Source organism: Reichenbachiella agarivorans (genome assembly GCF_025502585.1).
GTDB lineage: Bacteria > Bacteroidota > Bacteroidia > Cytophagales > Cyclobacteriaceae > Reichenbachiella > Reichenbachiella agarivorans.
Map to the genome: position 1 here is coordinate 1,526,102 of NZ_CP106679.1, position 18,644 is coordinate 1,544,745.

Below are 18,644 nucleotides of genomic sequence, written 5' to 3' on the forward strand. Positions count from 1 at the left end.
CATAAGATCTCTACTCACAAAAGAAAGAAGAGACTAAGAAAGAACAGACACAAGAAGAAGTAATTGTGCTTTCTTGGGTTATTTGAGTTAATCAAGTATTCATATTAAACATTTAAGAATTGAGTAACGAATTGATAATTAATTCAACTCAGACTGGATGTCGAATAGCCCTTTTAAAAGATAAAAAATTATCCGAGTTCCATCAAGATGATGATGGACACCAATTCAACGTAGGTGACATTTATTTAGGTCAAGTCAAAAAAGTTGTACCTGGACTAAATGCCGCCTTTGTTGATGTTGGTTATGAGAAAGATGCGTTTTTGCATTATCTGGATCTCGGACCCCAACTGCAGTCACTAAACAAATGTACCAAGTTGATTTTGGCCGGAAAAATGACCGGCAAGAATCTGAATGGTTTCAAGCGACTACCTGATATCAATAAGTTGGGGAAAATGAACCAGGTTTTGACAAAAAACCAACGTGTTCTAGTTCAGGTTGTAAAAGAACCTATTTCTACTAAAGGGCCAAGACTATCCAGTGAGTTGTCTATCGCTGGAAGATACATCGTACTCGTGCCATTTTCTGATTCCGTAAGTGTTTCAAAGAAGATTGCCGATGGAGGTGAAAGAAAAAGATTACTTCGTCTGATCAATTCGATCAAACCAGAGAATTTTGGAATTATTATCCGAACAGTTGCACAAGGTAAAGATGTAGCTGAGTTGGATAAGGATTTGACCAACTTGATGGAAAAGTGGTCAAAGGGTATGCAAAGGTTGACGAAAGTCAAACCGAATGAAAAAGTAATTGGCGAAATGAATCGTGCCAATTCCATCCTGCGGGATGTACTCAATGAATCTTTTGACAGTATAGTTGTCGATGACAAAGCACTATACACTGATGTCAGAGATTTTATCAGAGAGATCGCTCCTGAAAAGGAAAAAATCACGAAGCTATATAATGGTAAGGCCAAAATTTTTGAGGCTTACGGAATCGAAAAGCAACTCAAAGGGCTATTTGGTCAATCTGTAAGTATCGATGGTGGTGGTTATTTGATCATTGAGCATACTGAAGCCCTACACGTCGTAGATGTCAACAGTGGTAATAAATCTAACGCAGAGGATAATCAGGAAAGCACTGCATTGAAAGTGAACCTGGATGCTGCCAAGGAAATTGCCAGACAGCTGAGATTGAGAGACATGGGTGGAATCATCGTTGTAGACTTCATCGACATGAGAAAAGTAGAAAATAAAAAGCTACTCTTCCAAAGGATGAAGGATGAGATGAAAAGTGACCGATCAAAATTCACGGTGCTGCCTTTATCAAAATTTGGTTTGATGCAGATCACTAGACAGCGTGTAAGACCTGAGATGAACATCAAAACGAGAGAGGTTTGCCCTTCTTGTAATGGTTCTGGTAAGGTTACAGCGTCTATCTTGGTCACTGATCAGATCGAAAAAGATGTAGAGCACATCATGCTCAAGCAAAACGAAAAGAAGTTGACCATATCGCTTCATCCGTATTTGTATGCTTATTACACCAAAGGCTTGATTTCAAGACAATGGAAGTGGTACTTCAAATACAAACGATGGATCAAATTGGTGGAAGACTCATCAATGGCTATTCTTGAATACAAATTCATCAACAGCCTAGGAGAAGAGATCGCACTTTAAGTGCGATCTTTTTTTTCGGAATTTTTTTAACGCTCTAGTACGAGTGGAGACAAGCGAAAGCTTATCTAAATCGCTTGAAGATTACTTTTAGTAGTTCTTTGACCTCATCTGAGTTCATGTCCCAAGCATATTTTTTGGCATATTGCTGTACCAATAGTTCAACTGATGCATCAAATGAATTGCTGGATTCTATTTGCTCCAAAGCAGCTTCATAATCCTTGTCATTTCCCTCAAAAAGATCATTGACAAACAGATATTTTTGGTTGATATTGATCGAACTTGCTATCTCAGATATAGGTTTGGACTCGTGTGTCGAAGCGATCGTGTCTTTGGTTTCGTTTTCCTCGTAGCGCTGATTGAGAGTCAGGATGTTTTCTGTGGTGAACCTCTCGTGCAAACTTCCCGATTTTTGTTCTATTGTTTCTTTCCTTTTGACCGAGACAGTTTCTTCTTGCTTCACAACGGGGGCTGCTTCTACTGTTTTTGGTTCGGGTTTTATTTCTATTTCTGGTGTTGGTTGTGATTCAGTTTTTTCTGGAGTGAATTCCTCAGTTAGATCTTCTGGTTCTTTGTAGGAAGCCACATCTTTTTTCTGATCTGGAGTGATTTCTTCAAGAGTAGGTAGCTCATCTAAAGTATCAAAGAAACTAATAGCCGTCTCTTTTCTAGGTTGTTCGCTTGGCTTTGGTTCATCTTTTTCTACGATATCAAGTGGTGCCACTGATGAGAATTGCTTCACCAACTCCTCGGCTTCAGCAGCTCCTGCTGCAAAATTTTTGACGGCATTCTTGACGACACTTTCGACCACTAGCAAATCAGTTGACATACCATTTTCGATGCTGTGGACAATTCCATCATAGAGCTCTTTGTAGAGTTTGATGTATTTTCCATTGCCTTTTATCTCTTTGGTGAGTTCCTGTGCGTTGTGTTTTTTGACCTCTTTGAGTAAGTAATCACTCGGGTTGTACAGGTAATCCAATGTTTCGTCGACGGCTTTCTCAAAAAGTGTCTTGAAGTCTGCTTTTTGAATAGCAATATTCTTGGAAAGTGTGTTAACCAATGTCTTCAAGGCAGCATTGACTTCTTCGTTTTTATAGTCAAAATAGGGACTTCTAAATTTTTTGGTCTCCTCCTGCCATTCTTCAAAGAGCACTTTCAATACAAAGAAATTGACTTGTTTGATAGGTGTAAGAGAGATGATCTGTTGACCGTTGATGTCCTCATTTTCAGCAAAAAAATCATCTAAGATAATCTGGCTGTAAGTGTTGACGTAGTTCTTTTTGGCTTGGGGATTTAATTTGCTACCGTGCATAATAATTGCTTCTTTTGTAAAGTTAAAGAATATGCCGAAAATCGTTATACAAAACCTTCACAACAAGGGAATTTTCGAAAAAGACGACACAAAGACGCTTTTAGAAATGATCCACCTAAACCAAGTTGATTGGATGTTTGCATGTGGAGGAAAGGGTCGATGCACGACTTGCAGGGCGATTGTGATAGATGGTTTGAACAATTTTTCTCCTGAGACTGAGACAGAAATAAAATTTAAGAATGCAGATAGGCTCAAAAGTAATGAGCGCTTGGCTTGCCAATGCACCATCCATGGTGATGTGATTATCAAAGTGGCGGATGAAAACAAGTTTATGCACCTCCATTATTCGGACTAAAGCCAATGTTTATAGAACCAGGGATTGATCAAAGCAGATTGCCACATGCCAAACCAATAGGTTGGATCGAAGTAGTCTGTGGGTCTATGTTTTCTGGTAAAACGGAGGAGCTCATCAGGCGACTGAATCGTGCACTTATCGCCAACCAAAGGGTAGAAATTTTTAAACCTGCCATCGATACACGATACCATGTTTTGGATGTTGTGTCGCACAATGCCAATTCTATTCGATCTACACCTGTTCAGTTTGCCAGTGACATCATGTTGTTGGCTGGGAATAGTGACGTGGTGGGAATCGATGAAGCACAGTTTTTTGACACGGAGCTGATTGCTGTCTCACGCAAATTGGCTAATGCTGGAAAGCGTGTAATCATTGCTGGTTTAGATATGGATTTTAGAGGGGAACCTTTTGGTCCTATACCTGGATTGATGGGAATCGCTGAGTATGTAACCAAAGTCAGAGCCATCTGTATGAAATGCGGGAATCTGGCATCTTACTCATTTAGACTGTCTGATGCCAAGCAGAAGGTGATGCTAGGCGAACAGGAAGCCTATGAAGCACGTTGTAGAAAGTGCTTTTATGAAGATTTTGACCCCAAAAGAAATGCTTGATGTGAAAAAATTGGTGTTTGTATTAGTCATGTTGATTTCGCAGATGACTCAAGCCCAGGAATTGATTCCTATGGGTACTTGGCGTACACATTACAATTACCAGCAGAGCTACTTAGTTGAGGAAGTTGGAGACAAAATTTTTGCTTCTTACATTCATGGACTGCTGTATTTCGATTCCGAAGATCAAAGCTTGAACAAAGTGACAAAAATTGATGGGTTGAGTGGTGAGGTCATTACAGCTATGGCCTTTGATGCCGAAAACAGTCGCTTGATTCTGGGATATAGGGATGGCAACATCGACTACATTGAGGGCCATGTGATCAGCAATGTCCGAACCTTGATAGAGAGCTCTGTGGTAGATGAAAAAACCATACGGGATATTTCCTTTTACAAGGGCAAAGCCAATTTGGCGACCGATTTTGGTCTCTTGGTGTTGGAGCCAGAGAGTGGGTTGATCCGAGACTCCTACCGCAACCTGGGGCCAGCTGGAGAAGTTTTGCTCGTGAATCAATCTGCGGTGTTGGACGATGCCATCTATTTGGCTACTCCAGATGGTGTACTCAAGGGGCTTCTTAATTCTGGAGATAACCTTCAAGATTTTAACAATTGGGAGCGTTTTGAAGGGTCCTTGGTGGAGAATGAAAATGTCATTTCGGTCACCATATCCAATGGACAGGTCTATGCTGCTACTCAATCCAAACTATTTGTATTGAAGGATCAATGGACAGAAATAGTCTTGACTGTGCCAGGACTTGAAATTTCAAAAATCAGAGGGTTTGATCAACACTTGCTCGTTATATCCTTAGGATCCATTTATCAATTGGATACCGACGGTCACCTGCAAGTGTTATCTACGGTAGGTGAAATGGCCAATGATGCACTTATGACACAAGAGGGAATCCTCTGGTCTGCTGATGGGATTCAGGGTCTATTGTCACATGAGAATGACACACCAGTTTCTTTTGTTCCACAAGGACCTGTGGCTAATGAATTTTATGCGCTTGATTTTATAGAAGATCAAATCATCGCCCTTCCTACTTTGGATCTAGATGCCAATACACGGTTGAGTAACGGCAAGGGCTATTCTGTATTTAAAGGAGGACAGTGGCAGGAAGTGTTACCCAATGACATGGCTGGCATCACTAATATTGCTGCTGTGGCTAGCTTTTCCGATTCGGATTACAGCGCATCTTTTTCGTCAGGCTTTTACGACATGAGTAGCGCAGTGTTGTATGATGATACCAATAGCCCGCTGATGCGAGATGTTGATGGCAATGTTTTGGTTTCTGGTTTGGCTGTTGATTTCCAGCATGGTTTATGGATTGCCAATATCAGTTCCAATCCTTTGATTCATATGGATCAAAATGGCGATTTCGACACTTATAGTTTTGACGGATTACAAAGCATTGAGCCAGCTTCGCTGACCCGTGACAGCTATGGTCAGCTGTGGATGCCTTTGGGACTCAGCGGAGGCAATGGTCTATTGATTTTTGATCCTAGTACCCTATCCGAACGCTATGTCAGTGCGAGCAACTCTGATATACCCTCCGATCAGATCAATGATTTGACAGTCAGTATGGATCAAGAAATGTGGATTGCTACGACATCTGGCTTGGCTTACTTCCCATATATTTATGGTGTCACTTCCAACTCTGCGGCAGATTTGATTTTGCCCACGATGAATGGCGAAGTTTTATTTGAAGACGAGGAAGTATATGCAGTTGCCATCGATGGTGGCAATAGAAAATGGGTCAGTAGCAGCACAGGAGTTTATTTGCTTTCTGCAACGCTATCAGAGATCATACTCCATTTCAATACAAGCAATAGTCCGATTCCTTCCAATAAGGTAACTGACATTGCCATCAATCAGGGTACAGGGGAGGTTTTTTTTGGGACCGATCATGGCATGATCTCTTACCGATCAGATGCGATTTGGATGTCGTTAGATCAAACTGTCGCTATCTATCCCAATCCAGTACTACCACACTATCAGGGGCAAGTGGGATTCAAAGGATTGCCCAACAATGCGCTGCTGAAGATTACAACCGTGTCTGGTAGCTTGGTCAGAGAGATACAAGGGTACGGCACTGCTGCTTCTTGGGATACCAGAGACTATACAGGGAGAGCTGTGGATACAGGGGTGTATTTGGTGTTTAGTGCTACCCAAAGTGGCCTGGATACTTACGTAGGCAAAATCGCAGTAATCAAGTAATGCTGCACAAAACCAAAGGCATCGTACTCAACTATATCAAGTACAAGGAGACCTCCATCATTGCGAGAATATATACAGCGGAGTTTGGTCTCCAATCCTATATCATCAATGGAGTCAGAAGTCAAAGATCCAAGAAAGGATTGGCGCTCCTCCAGCCGCTTACACTTTTGGACATGGTCGTCTATCACAAGGGTAACAAAGTTGATCAACTGCAACGTATTTCCGAATACAAATCGGCATACACTTTTAGCAGTATTCCGTTTGATGTCAAAAAGTCTTCCATGGCGTTGTTTGTCACAGAGTTGCTTTCCAAGGTGTTGAAAGAAGAAGACGAGCGCGGGGTTGTTTTCGAATTCCTTTGTCACTTTGTGATGGTTTTGGATCAAAAAAGAGAAGGATTCGAAAGTCTCCATGTGTATTTGATGGTGCATCTGACCCATTTTATTGGTTTTGGTATCCACCAAAAAATAGATCTAGAGAATGACAATATTCTCCAACGAGTCAATACCAGTTTTGATGAGATATACGACACCCTTCTGCATCTAAACGCTTGTGATCTCAATGATCCCATCCTGCTCGACAACCGACTCAGGAAGGATTGTCTGAGCTACATGATCAATTATTACACCCATCATATTGAGGGATTCAACGAACTTCGCTCTCTGGCCATCTTGGGACAAATATTTAGATAGTCTGTCACGACTTTGAGCCAGATATATTAATTTAACAGCCAAATAAAGCAGCATAGGATATTTATATCTGACAATCATTAACCCCAAATCCATGAGCGAATACTTGTATGACCATGTGCCGTCATTAGATCTGGCAGACTTTACATCTGGAGACCCTGTAAGCAAGGCTAAATTTGTGGCCGAATTAGGCAAGGCCTACAACAATATTGGTTTTGTAGCGATCAAGAATCATGGCTTGTCAGACCAACTGATACGGGATCTTTATCAGAAAATACAAGCATTTTATGCATTGCCTGTTGAGATAAAGGAGAAGTATGAGATTCCAGAGTTGTTTGGTCAGCGTGGCTATGTAGGCAAAGGAAAGGAGCATGCCAAAGGGAGAAAAACAGGTGATTTGAAAGAGTTCTACCATGTCGGTCAGATCGTAGAGGACAATGATCCAATCAAGGAACAATACCCAGATAACATATGGCCAGTTGAGATAGAAGGATTTGATATAGTCACGTCAGAGGCCTACAAAACATTAGAGGCAACTGGGAAAGTGATGCTGCGAGCCATTGCTATTTATTTGAGTCTAGATGAAGATTACTTCGAAAGTCGCGTCCACAATGGGAACAGCATATTGCGTCCGATTCATTATTTTCCAATAGAGAATCCAGATGAGATTCCATCTGATGCAGTTCGTGCTGCAGAGCATGGAGATATCAATTTGATTACTTTGTTGATGGGAGCCAGTGCAGATGGCTTGCAGGTCAAAAGAATTGATGGAGAATGGATTCCTATCACAGCTTTGCCTGATCAGATTGTGGTAAATGTTGGAGATATGCTGGCGCGATTGACCAATGACAAATTGAAGTCTACCATACATAGGGTTGTCAATCCACCACGTGAATTGATGAAAACATCCAGGTTTTCCATTCCCTTTTTTATGCACCCTAGAGCTGAGATGGATTTGACTTGTCTAGCCAACTGTATTGACGAGAGTCACCCCAAACAATTTGAAGATATTACAGCAGGGGAGTTTTTGCATCAGCGATTGGCTGAGATCGGCCTAAAGAAATGACAATACGTAAAGTTCGATATTACATCTTCCTCAAGGATGTCATTGTACTGGCTGTCACTGCATTTGGTGGGCCGCAAGCTCATTTTGGGATGATGTTGGATATGTTGGTCAAGAAACGTCGTTATTTGGATGAGCAGGAATTTATAGAGTTGCATGCCTTGTGTCAATTTTTGCCTGGCCCCACTTCTACACAAACTTTGACAGCCATTGGCTTCAAGGTTGGAGGCCCCAATCTTGCCTATTTGACTTTGTTAGTATGGATCATACCTGCGTTTTTAGTCATGTCTACTGCAGGGGTTATGATTTCTTCCCTTGAAAGTTATGACATCTCCTTGGAGTTTACCCGTTTCATCCAACCTATGGCGGTCGGGATTGTTTCTTATTCTGCCTTTTTGATTATCAAAAAAGTCATACATACTAAACTCGCAGTAGGGCTGATGTTGATGTCAGCTGTATGCAGTTTTTTGATCCGCACACCTTATGTTTTTCCAGCTTTGATTTTAGTGGGAGGTGCTATTACTGCTTTTGATTACAAAAGACATGAAAAGGAACCTAGAAATAAGATAGAAATACAATGGTCTAATTTTTTCTTGTGGGCTGGCGTGTTGGTAGGCGCAGCACTTGTAGGGGCAGTTACAAAATGGCGAGGTATTGATTTATTTGAAAATTTTTATAGAATTGGCAGCTTGATCTTTGGTGGGGGGCAGGTATTGGTGCCTCACTTGTACACAGAGTTTGTCGAGTTCAAGCGTTATCTTAGTTCTGAAGAATTCCTCTCTGGCTATGCGCTGGTTCAAGCTGTACCTGGCCCTGTCTTTTCTTTTGCAGGATTCGTCGGGGCAGTATCTATGAGGGATTATGGTATCACTGGGCAATATCTGGGCGGATTTTTGTCCGCGGTAGGTGTGTTCTTGCCAGGTGCTTTTTTGATATTTTTTGTGATTCGTTTTTGGGATGAGCTCAAGAAATTCCGAATCGTCAAGGCCTCTTTGGATGGAATCAATGCGGTAAGTGCTGGGATGATTATTGCCGCGGCTTTGTTACTCTCTTTGCCACTATTCAACACCAACATGGTTTCGACCGAGAGTAGTTACCTCAATATAGGAATCATAGTGTCTACCTTTTTGGTATTGACCTTCACCAAAATACCAACCCCTATTTTGATCATAGCAGGATTGATTTTGGGGATAGTGTTGTAGTGATTGATATTTCTCCTGAGGTACATCAGACTCAATTCTCCCTCGATTATGGTCATGATTTTATGTTAAGAATGAAGTGGTTCAAAATAAAAGACACTTCCCGAGAGGGAAGTGTCCGTTTCATTCATACAACCTGAAACTTTCCAAATTATAATAGCTGGGGATCTTGTCAGGTGGCCCTGTTAGAACCAAAATTTGGGACGAAGGTGCAGACTCGCTGTACTTTCTGTTGCAAGTATAGGAGGAATAAATCAGGGGCTAAATTTAATTCGACAGACCGCTTTCAAAGGTCGATGATATGGGCTGCATACTCGTCCAATCTACCAAGAGAATGATTTAATAGATAAAGGCTGAATAATAGAAGACGAATGAAAAGGAAACTTAGATAAAAGGCTAAATGAGATTAAATGAACTCGTAAATATTGGATCTACGGATTGAGTTCAAAAACCTCAGTCTTGAAATAAGCTTTTGACGAAAGGCATGATTGATCCCTTCGAAACTGTCGAGAATGACAAAATTTTCAGATTGATTACTGTTTTTGATGATTGCCATGTATTCTTGCTTGTCACCAAATTGGTATTCTTTTTCTGCGGGATTATACCAGATGAATTCAGTTTTCATTACAATAAATTATACTGTAAGTACAATTATAATCATTTTCAGATCAAAAAGTATAACTAGTACAGGGAGGAAACGACTTCATTTGGAGGCCTTTTTGACCAATACCAAGAAATAAGCGCTCCAGAAATGAGGTGCCAAACACCCCACCATGCGGCAATGAGCGCCATGCCTCCCAAACCTCCAAAATACTCAAATATAATAACCAAGGCTAGCCCAGAGTTTTGAATGCCCGTTTCGATGGTAACAGAGCGTTGGTTTTTGTCTGATAATCTGGCCATTTTGGAAGTGACCAAACCTATACCCAACGCTATCAGATTGTGTATCAGCACAATAAAAAGAATGTTGAAAATATATTCCACGAAATATTCAAAGTTGGCTTTGAGTGCAAAAACCACAAAGGCTCCAAATATGATAATAGATAACTTCTTGATGGGTTTGTAGATTTTATGGGTCGTGAGGGGATACTTTTTTCGGAAGCTCATCCCTGCAAATAAGGGAATGACTAGAATAATGACGACTGTCATGATGACATCCCATATATCAATTTTTACTTTGGACAAGAGCTGGGCAGTAGGCTCATAGCGCTGAGCCCAAAAGGCAAAACTCAAGGGCGTAACGATAAAGGATAGACTGGAGGTCAATGCAGTCAAGCTCACAGATAGTGCAACGTTGGCTTTGGACAGAGAGCTGTAGAAGTTGGATACATTGCCGCCAGGACAGGCAGCTACGAGCATCATGCCTAGTGCCATACTAGGTGCAGGCTCTAGTACAATCACCAACAAATAGGTCAAAAATGGAAGAAAAAGGAGCTGAGCGACCAACCCTACGATGATAGGTCTCGGTGTTTTGAATAGCAGTTTGAAGCTGTCGAACTTGAGCTCCAACGCCACACCAAACATGATGAATGCCAGACAAATGTTGAGGAGTAATAGTGAGTCTTTGCTGAAATGCAAGACCACATGATCCAGTGATTCTTTCATATTCTAGTGCGTTGCAGCTCGCAATATATATGATCTGATGTTTTTATTTATGTAGGATGCTTTTGTATTTGTTGGAGTCTTTGACTGTCAGGATTGCTGTCACCACATCAGAATCACTACTCAGCGTTGCTTCTAGTACTCCTTTGTTCAGATAGTATCTACGGATGATCTCTAGTTCCAAGCGTCTTTTTATTTCTTTTTTGAAGTTGACCATGCCGTTAGATTTTAATCGGTGGATTTCGTGATTGATCCGTGTGATTTCATGATTTAGTTGGGCATACACTTGGTCTTCATTGGCTGCTTCGCTCAGGAGTGCGATGGATTTTTCTATGTTGGATGGGTTTTCAAATTTTTGGGTGGCTACCCATTTGGCAAAGTGGTTATATTCTTCATCTGACAATTTAAAGTCTGTAGGCTCTGCAATCTTCTCATGGGAGTAATAATATTTGGTCGCATAATCAAATACCAAACCACCGCCGATGAGGTTTTCGGTGTAGGAAGATAATTTTTCTAAGGAGACTTTGATATCAGGATCTACTCCGCCACCGTCGTACACGACACGATTATTAGCCGTGAAAAAGGCTTCTTTGACCGAGTCAGCAAAGACGAGCGCTTTGCCTTCTGCATCTTTGTGCTGGTAATCGAGCTCCTGAATACAGCGCCCACTTGGTATGTAATATTTGGCAGTTGTCACTTTGAGTTGGGAGTTATAGGATAATGGTCGGGTCACTTGTACCAGTCCCTTGCCAAACGATTTTTGGCCGATGATCACACCTCGATCATAGTCTTGGATCACACCTGATACAATCTCAGAGGCAGAAGCACTGCCATGATCGATGAGTACAGCCATCGGTATATCTAGATCCAACGGGTCGTTTTTGGCAACATAGGACAAGCTTTGAGCTTGAGTTTTACCTCGGGTCTCCACAATGCCAGAGCCTTTGGGGACAAACAGGTTACAAATTTCGACAGCTTCATTGAGCAAGCCACCTGGGTTGCCTCGCAGATCAAAGATCAGGTATTGAGCACCTTGTTTTTTGAGTTCTTGCACAGCAGCTTGTACATCTTCTGAGGCATTTCTAGTGAACTCGCTCAATCTAAAATAACCCACATTCTCATTGAGGATTGTTTTGTAGGCGATATTGGGGATGGTGATATTTTTGCGCTCCACTTTAAAAGTGTAGGGGTGTGTGCCGTTTCGTTCTACACCGATTGATAGGGTTGTGCCAGATTGACCTTTGATCAGTTTTCCTATTTCTTCGTCACTCATGCCCTTGACTGATTTGCCATCAATATTGACGATTTCGTCTCCGATCTTGAGTCCGGCAGTTTTGGCAGGAGACTCTTCGTACATGTTGAGTACCAAGTGTCTGTTGTTGATTCGATTGGAGAGAATCCCAATGCCGCCGTATTCGCCAGTGGCATTGGTACGAAAATCCTCAATATCGTCCTCTGGGATATAAACTGTATAGGGATCCAGCTTGTTGAGCATGGCGTCTATGCTGGTCTTGATTAGTGTGTTGGGGTTGATGTCATCTACATAGTAGGTGTTGACTTCTGAGTACAGTGAGGAAAAGATATCTATGTTTTTGGCTATCGCAAAATAGCGGTCATCATGGGAAAAAGACCATAGGCTAAATGCTGTGATGGGAATCAGCAGCAACAGAAACAACTTTTTTCTTAACATAACAAATCTGTTGATCTCAGATGAGGCACAAAAATATCACATTATTTTTACTCTATTGTGATTCTCAGCCACCTCATAGTTGAATGGCTAACTAGAATTTTCGATATTTAGTTTTAAATTCAAGCATATTTCATACTACGGACAAATAGTAGAGAAGTTAAATTTTTGATCATTCAACTAATACCAACGACCAAATAATGTCGAGCATTATATTCAAAAGAAGTACCTACATCGCAGTAGCCATCTTTTCCATCATACTTGTGTCTGCGCTGGTAGCAGATTTGCATTTCTACAATCAAGAGAGAGTGGAGGCGAGTGTAGAGATAGGATACAGCTCTAATAAGCAAATTGCCCACAAACTAGATTCTGTGCTTCAGAACATTGTGACCGTCACCCATGAATTGGGGACTGTACTAGAAACATATGATCTCAACGAAGATCAATTGATCGGGATCATCGAGGAGGAAAGCTTTGCTTTCGACTTTATTTTGGGAATTACAGTGGCTTATCAGCCTTACAAGTTTGATTCTACCAAGGCATTGTATGCTCCCTATTATGACAAGCGCCAACGATCTTTGATAGATATCGCTGATGTTTATGATTACACGGATTCCACACTCAGTACGGCATTGTGGTACACTCAAGTAGTCGATTCTAAGAAACCAAAATGGTCTGAACCCTATTTTGCTCATGGTGCCCAGCAAATTGTTTCAGATTATGGCGTGCCATTCTTCAAAACTATCAATGGAGAAAAAGTGGTGATTGGTACTGTTACTTTGACCATCGCTTTGGAGAGCCTAAATGACGCACTCAATTCGATTTCTATTGGTACTACAGGCTATTCATTTTTGTCCTCTGCCAAAGGAACGATTATCGCTCACCCAACCCCAAAGTATATTTTGAATGTGAGTTTGCAAGACATAGGCGAGGCTTTTGATATCCAATATATCTCTGAGAGGATATTGGGAGAGCAAAAGGGCTACATGGAATACAATAGCCCATACACCAATACAGAATCCTTTCTATTCTTTGAGACTCTTCCTACGACAAAATGGAAGTGCATGGTGGTATTTGCGACCAATGATTTGCTAGGCAGTCCGCTGGACAAGGGGAATAAGATTGTCAACATCAGTTTGGCCTCTTCGCTATTAATTTTGGTTTGGATTGCGCTGTTTATCAGAATATCAGAACCTACCAACAAGAAATTTTGGATCATGTCAACGGCTACCTCGGTATTGATTTTGGCCAATATTGCTGTGATATGGACTTTGAATATCAAAATGGGTTATGCTTCGGAGCAAAACTCCTCGATCAAAGTCATGAATCAAACGGAGCTCTTCAGATTCGTATTGGACGAAAACACCAGAATGCTGCAATTGGGTTATGATCCTTATATCACGATCAATACAGGTATTTTCATCGAGGAGATTGCTATTCGAGATTCGTATAGCTTGAGTGTGAGAGGAAGGGTCTGGCAGAAGTGGCCTATTGGATTGGATGAAGAGTTTGATCCTGATTTTCATTTTGTACAGGAATCACCCATCTGGGGCACACGCAAAACCTTGATTTCTAAGATCAGCAATGAGGAGATTGGAGAAAACTATTATTTATGGGAGTTTAGTACCACGATTCAATTGGCTTTGAAGTACTCAAAATATCCATTCGATTCCCGAGATATCAATATCGAGTTGGCTTATCCTGACTTCCAAGACAACATATGGCTGATACCTGACTTAGAAGGATACAAAGTGTTGAATCCATCTGCCTTTCCAGGGATCAATAAGAATATTTATTTTCCCAAATCTGTGCTTGAATCAACCTTTTTCTCTTTTGAGCGATTGGATTTTCAGACCTTGTTTGGTAACAACGCTTACCAAGGCGATGGTGATTATCCAGTGATGGAGTTCAATGTCAATTTGAAGCGAAGATTCCTCAATGCCTTTGTGATTAACATCATCCCTATTTTTGTGGTTGCATCTATGATTTTCTTGATCTTCTATAGCAATTCGAAGAAAAAGGACAGCAATACAGGAGTCAGTATGATGGGTGTGGTACAGAGTTGCGCGGGATTTTTCTTTGTGCTATTGGTGGCGCATATTGATTTGAGAAGAAGACTTTCTACACCTGAGATATCCTACATGGAGACGTTTTATTTTACGATGTACATCATGATAGGTTTATTGGCGATCAATGTTGTAGCATTTGCACAATCCAAGGAATCCAAATTCTTGCATTACGAAGACAATCTCATAGTCAAGTTGGCATATTGGCCAGTTTTGCTAGGATCATGGTTAATTATCACCTTGACTACATTTTACAATTAGGGTGAAATGAATCTACATAGTATTTTAGTCATTATACTATTATTTCTATTCATGAGTCAAGTGTACGGGCAAGGTGAAAGCGTCAAAGACTTGGCCATAGGAGGAGCGATTCGTGCCAATTATTTTGTCAAATCGTGGGATGACCCAAATAAAAAGAAAGGTGGAGAGTTGGCCTATGATATGATTCGATTTGATGTCAATGCCAACTACAAGAATGTGATTGCCTCAGGCCAGATTCGCTTCTACTCCAGTGCCTATGGTGGGATTTTGATCCATCATGCTTATATGGGATACAAGTTCGACGACTATTCCGAAATCCATCTTGGTATCAGCCAAGTTCCTTTTGGGATTCAGACGTACGCCTCCAACAACTGGTTTTTCAACATCAACTATTATGTCGGTTTGGAAGATGACTATGATATGGGGCTCAAATATGTGTACCAAAAGGAGAAAGTGGGATTTGCGGCGGCTTTTTACAAGAACAGTGAATTTCCTGCCGACAATTTTTCGAGATATTCCTATGATGTCACAGGTACGCAGAATGAAGTGAATCAAGGCAATTTGAAATTCACTTACACAGTGGCAAATGTAGAGTTGGGTGCATCACTGCAAGTCGGACAGTTGGAGGAAACAGCTACTGGTGATCTGGGCAGCCAATCAGCCTATGCTCTGCATGCACATGGTACTTTCGGACATTTTGATATGAAACTACAGGCTAGCTACTACCACATGTCACCGCGTGGTCCTGACAAAGATGTTGTATATATGTCCGCGTATGGCGCTGAATACCAAGTAGCAACTGAGGCATATTCTTATACTTTGGGCTTGATGTACAGCATCCCCATAGATAAAGGGCCTATCCAAACTTTGGATGTCTACAATGATTTTGGCTACATCATGAAGGCTACCGATGGATTTGCAGATTCGAAGATGAATGTACTCGGCGTGGGTGTCAACATGGGTAAGATGTACACCTATGTAGATTGGGCCATGGGCAAAAATCATGCTTGGCTAGGTCCAGAATGGACAGGTGCATTTGCTGCTGGTCAGGCAGATGCAGACTGGAACACCCGTTTCAACATTAATTTTGGCTATTATTTCTAAGGAGATTTTCACCGCAATTGAGACAATAATTGGATCTTTTGGGGAGATCGTTGGAGCCACAATTGCTACAGGTGACTGAATTGAGTCTTCTTTCACTTTGCATGATTTCACTCGTGACGATACCCGTAGGTACAGCCAGGATCGCATAACCAATGATCATGAGCGCTGATGCCAGGCTCTGACCCAGCAAGGTTTGTGGCGCAATATCTCCATATCCTACGGTAGTGATGGTCACAATAGACCAATAGATACTTTTGGGGATGCTGGTGAAGCCGTTTTTACCACCTTCTATGATGTACATCAAAGTGCCAATGATCACGACTATGCACAGTACACTGCCCAAAAAGACGATGATCTTGTGACGGCTGTACCAAAGGGCATTCCCCAGTTGCTCCGCTCCTCCCATAAAATGGGTCAATTTCAATATCCTGAATACCCTGATCAAGCGAATCGCCCGAATGACAGACAAAGCATGTGTGCCATCTATGAAAATACCCAGATAGGTTGGAATCAAGGAGAGCAAATCTATGATCCCCATAAAACTCAATACATAACGGAGTGGTTTGGGTGAGCAGGCTATTCTGGCGATATATTCGACAGAAAACAAGAACGTGAATATCCATTCTATGATTTTGAGTTGAACTCGATACGATCGATTCACCTCTTGTACGCTCTCCAACATGACCGTCAGGACACTGGCCAAAATGACCAAAAGCAGAGCAACATCGAAGAGTTTTCCTCCGGTAGTTTCATAACCAAAGATGATTTCATGAATCTTCTTTTGCCAATTTTTGAGTTGGGAGAGATCTTCTGCCATGGAAGTGATAGGGAAGTGGAAAGGATTGTCTCAAAACTTTTATTTTTCGAGACAATCCTAATTTTATAAGTTGTAAGAATGTAGAAATACGGCCAGTTACGGATTTATAAACTACTACTTCACGGGTTTTTATTCAACTTGAAGCAACCACATGCCGTTCTCCAACCATTTTTTGTTCAACTCGTCCAAGATTCCCGCCAATTGCAACGAGTTCATGTAGTTCTGAACCAGATTGAGAAACAAAGCATCTTCTTGTGGTAGTGCCGCACCAATTGGCTCCAAAGTCAATGGCTCGCTCAGGCTCACAATTCCTTCATGACCGTATTTCAAAGACGAAACCAAAGTAAATGGGTAATCCGCAACAACTGCTTTGACTACATCGTCTCTGAGCATTTTTATGGCTTCATCATAACTGCTGGTAGGCTGAATATCTGCATTGGTCATGTATGATTTAGCAAAAGCCTCGCTTGTAGAGCCTTCTAATACTGCCACACGCATGTTAGGATTTTGGTTGACATCCTCTGTGCTTTGTGACCTAGATAGCAACTTGGACTTGGTCAGGATAGATTTGCCTGAGATCATGTATGGACCCACAAAGGCCACCCTCATGTTGCGCTCAGGAGTAATCGTCATACCAGACATCACTATATCTACTTTGCCATCTTCCAAAGCAGGGATCAAGTTGTGAAACTCCATCGGTACGAGTGTTAGTTTCACGCTCATAGATTCTGCCAACATGGTAGCCAGGTCGATTTCATATCCGATGTAATCCCCCGTTTTAGCCTTCATCGCAAAGGGTGGCTGGTTGCCCGTGATACCTACTCTGATCTCACCTTTTTTGATGATTTGTTTCAAAGTGGCCTGAGCCATTGCTGCTGTGCTCACCACGCAGACGAGAAGTATTAGAGATACGACTGTTTTTAATTGTCTCATGTTTTTAATATGTGATTAGGATAATAAAAGTCTATAGAATTATATTTTCACGATTTTGAATTCTACTCTTCGGTTATTTTGACGGCCTTCTTCTGTGTTGTTTTTGTCGACAGGCATGTCTTCACCATAGCCTCTGGCTGTGAAACGATAAGGTTTGATTCCTTTTTCTTCCAAGTAGTCAGCAACTGCTTTGGCTCGGTTTTCAGACAGAATTTGGTTGTTAGTTTGAGAGCCTACATTGTCTGTATGCCCAGCGATTTCGATTTCTACATTGGGTTTTTGCCACATAAACTCCAACAGTACGTCGAGCTCTGTATAGGATTCTGGTTTCAAGACGTACTTGGCTGTTTCGAAATAAATGTTCTTCAATTGGAAGACTTGTCCTGCTTTGGCTTGAGAGAGTTGGTGTTTCAAATCTGAGGGTACACAGGCAGAAAAAGAAATATCGTCCAAGGCAAAATGTGCTGAGATACATTCCATATTGATGTTTCTAATGGCCAATTTGGCTTGTGTATTATTTCCTGAGTTCCAAGTGACGGTGTATTTGCGCCACTCACAGAGTGAACTATCGAGTTTGAAACCTTTGCCTACAGAGACCTCGTCTATGTACACTTCGAGTTCGGCAGGAGAATATCTCAATAGAGGAGCTGTCCAAAAGCTAAAGACATATTCCGTATTGGTTTTCAATTCCTTGACTGTTTGGGACCATGCATTTTCGTTGGGTGATTCCGATCCGTTGAATACCAGCATGACTCCACCATTGGAGCTGTGGTCTCTACAGGCTGGGTACAATCCCATCGCATACTGAGGGTTGGTGACGGTTGCATATCTGCCTCCCAACAAGAGAGCTTCACCTCCAGACTCTCTTGTAAACTGGTAATCAGATTCAAAATCTTGGTTTCCCTTGCAGAAATCTGAATTGCTAATGAGGTTGTCACCTTCTGACATTCCTTCGGAGCACTGTGCCCACACTTGGATTGACATACAGAGGCATATACAGGAGATGAAGAGCGTTTTCATAGGAGATTGTGCTTAAATTTTAAAGCTAATAAGAAATGTGTCT

The 18,644-nt window shown here is 41.5% G+C and carries 16 protein-coding genes; 9 read left to right on the plus strand and 7 right to left on the minus strand.

The features are described 5' to 3' along the window. Window positions 1-119 precede the first annotated feature (119 nt). Complete coding sequence (locus N6H18_RS06440; RefSeq protein WP_262311020.1) at window positions 120-1,670, plus strand: Rne/Rng family ribonuclease; 1,551 nt, start codon at window positions 120-122, stop codon at window positions 1,668-1,670. 61 nt (window positions 1,671-1,731) lie between these two features. Here the strand turns inward: N6H18_RS06440 and N6H18_RS06445 are convergent, their stop codons facing one another. Then, window positions 1,732-2,982 carry a hypothetical protein gene (locus N6H18_RS06445; RefSeq protein ID WP_262311021.1) on the minus strand — a complete coding sequence of 417 codons (1,251 nt, stop codon included), beginning with the start codon at window positions 2,980-2,982 and terminating at the stop codon, window positions 1,732-1,734. Between the two features lie 31 nt (window positions 2,983-3,013). On the opposite strand from N6H18_RS06445, the gene N6H18_RS06450 reads away from it, so the two are divergent. The 6 genes from N6H18_RS06450 to chrA all read left to right on the plus strand — a co-directional run bounded on the left by N6H18_RS06450 (window position 3,014) and on the right by chrA (window position 9,114). Next, window positions 3,014-3,337, plus strand: a complete 324-nt coding sequence (locus N6H18_RS06450) for a (2Fe-2S)-binding protein (RefSeq protein WP_262311022.1) — start codon at window positions 3,014-3,016, stop codon at window positions 3,335-3,337. 5 nt (window positions 3,338-3,342) lie between these two features. Next, window positions 3,343-3,948 (plus strand): thymidine kinase, encoded by a 606-nt coding sequence (locus N6H18_RS06455; RefSeq protein ID WP_262311023.1) that lies wholly within the window; start codon window positions 3,343-3,345, stop codon window positions 3,946-3,948. Further along, window positions 3,917-6,160 (plus strand): type IX secretion system anionic LPS delivery protein PorZ, encoded by a 2,244-nt coding sequence (gene porZ / locus N6H18_RS06460; RefSeq protein ID WP_262311024.1) that lies wholly within the window; start codon window positions 3,917-3,919, stop codon window positions 6,158-6,160. Before N6H18_RS06455 ends, porZ begins: the two co-directional genes overlap by 32 nt. Next, complete coding sequence (gene recO / locus N6H18_RS06465) at window positions 6,160-6,852, plus strand: DNA repair protein RecO (protein ID WP_262311025.1); 693 nt, start codon at window positions 6,160-6,162, stop codon at window positions 6,850-6,852. Before porZ ends, recO begins: the two co-directional genes overlap by 1 nt. Before the next feature lie 91 nt (window positions 6,853-6,943). Then, complete coding sequence (locus N6H18_RS06470; protein ID WP_262311026.1) at window positions 6,944-7,915, plus strand: isopenicillin N synthase family dioxygenase; 972 nt, start codon at window positions 6,944-6,946, stop codon at window positions 7,913-7,915. Further along, complete coding sequence (gene chrA, locus N6H18_RS06475) at window positions 7,912-9,114, plus strand: chromate efflux transporter (protein ID WP_262311027.1); 1,203 nt, start codon at window positions 7,912-7,914, stop codon at window positions 9,112-9,114. The genes N6H18_RS06470 and chrA overlap by 4 nt, the downstream gene beginning before the upstream one ends. A gap of 403 nt (window positions 9,115-9,517) precedes the next feature. Here chrA and N6H18_RS06480 read toward each other — a convergent pair whose 3' ends face one another. The 3 genes from N6H18_RS06480 to N6H18_RS06490 are packed head-to-tail and all read right to left on the minus strand — an operon-like array spanning window position 9,518 to window position 12,403. Next, window positions 9,518-9,736 carry a hypothetical protein gene (locus tag N6H18_RS06480; RefSeq protein ID WP_262311028.1) on the minus strand — a complete coding sequence of 73 codons (219 nt, stop codon included), beginning with the start codon at window positions 9,734-9,736 and terminating at the stop codon, window positions 9,518-9,520. Window positions 9,737-9,792: 56 nt separating this feature from the next. Beyond that, window positions 9,793-10,716 (minus strand): bile acid:sodium symporter family protein, encoded by a 924-nt coding sequence (locus N6H18_RS06485; RefSeq protein WP_262311029.1) that lies wholly within the window; start codon window positions 10,714-10,716, stop codon window positions 9,793-9,795. Between the two features lie 43 nt (window positions 10,717-10,759). Further along, window positions 10,760-12,403 carry a S41 family peptidase gene (locus N6H18_RS06490; RefSeq protein WP_262311030.1) on the minus strand — a complete coding sequence of 548 codons (1,644 nt, stop codon included), beginning with the start codon at window positions 12,401-12,403 and terminating at the stop codon, window positions 10,760-10,762. A gap of 197 nt (window positions 12,404-12,600) precedes the next feature. On the opposite strand from N6H18_RS06490, the gene N6H18_RS06495 reads away from it, so the two are divergent. Both N6H18_RS06495 and N6H18_RS06500 read left to right on the plus strand, forming a co-directional pair. Then, window positions 12,601-14,727, plus strand: coding sequence for a PDC sensor domain-containing protein (locus N6H18_RS06495; RefSeq protein ID WP_262311031.1), 2,127 nt, complete (start codon window positions 12,601-12,603; stop codon window positions 14,725-14,727). 51 nt (window positions 14,728-14,778) lie between these two features. Next, a complete protein-coding gene (locus N6H18_RS06500; RefSeq protein ID WP_262311032.1) occupies window positions 14,779-15,831 on the plus strand; it encodes a hypothetical protein in 1,053 nt (350 codons plus the stop codon). Here N6H18_RS06500 and N6H18_RS06505 read toward each other — a convergent pair. The 3 genes from N6H18_RS06505 to N6H18_RS06515 form a co-directional block, all read right to left on the minus strand. Beyond that, complete coding sequence (locus tag N6H18_RS06505; protein ID WP_262311033.1) at window positions 15,809-16,648, minus strand: ion transporter; 840 nt, start codon at window positions 16,646-16,648, stop codon at window positions 15,809-15,811. The genes N6H18_RS06500 and N6H18_RS06505 overlap by 23 nt on opposite strands. A gap of 129 nt (window positions 16,649-16,777) precedes the next feature. Next, window positions 16,778-17,581, minus strand: coding sequence for a transporter substrate-binding domain-containing protein (locus tag N6H18_RS06510; RefSeq protein ID WP_262311034.1), 804 nt, complete (start codon window positions 17,579-17,581; stop codon window positions 16,778-16,780). A 39-nt stretch (window positions 17,582-17,620) separates the two neighbouring features. Continuing rightward, window positions 17,621-18,601, minus strand: a complete 981-nt coding sequence (locus N6H18_RS06515) for an OmpA family protein (RefSeq protein ID WP_262311035.1) — start codon at window positions 18,599-18,601, stop codon at window positions 17,621-17,623. Window positions 18,602-18,644: the final 43 nt, after the last annotated feature.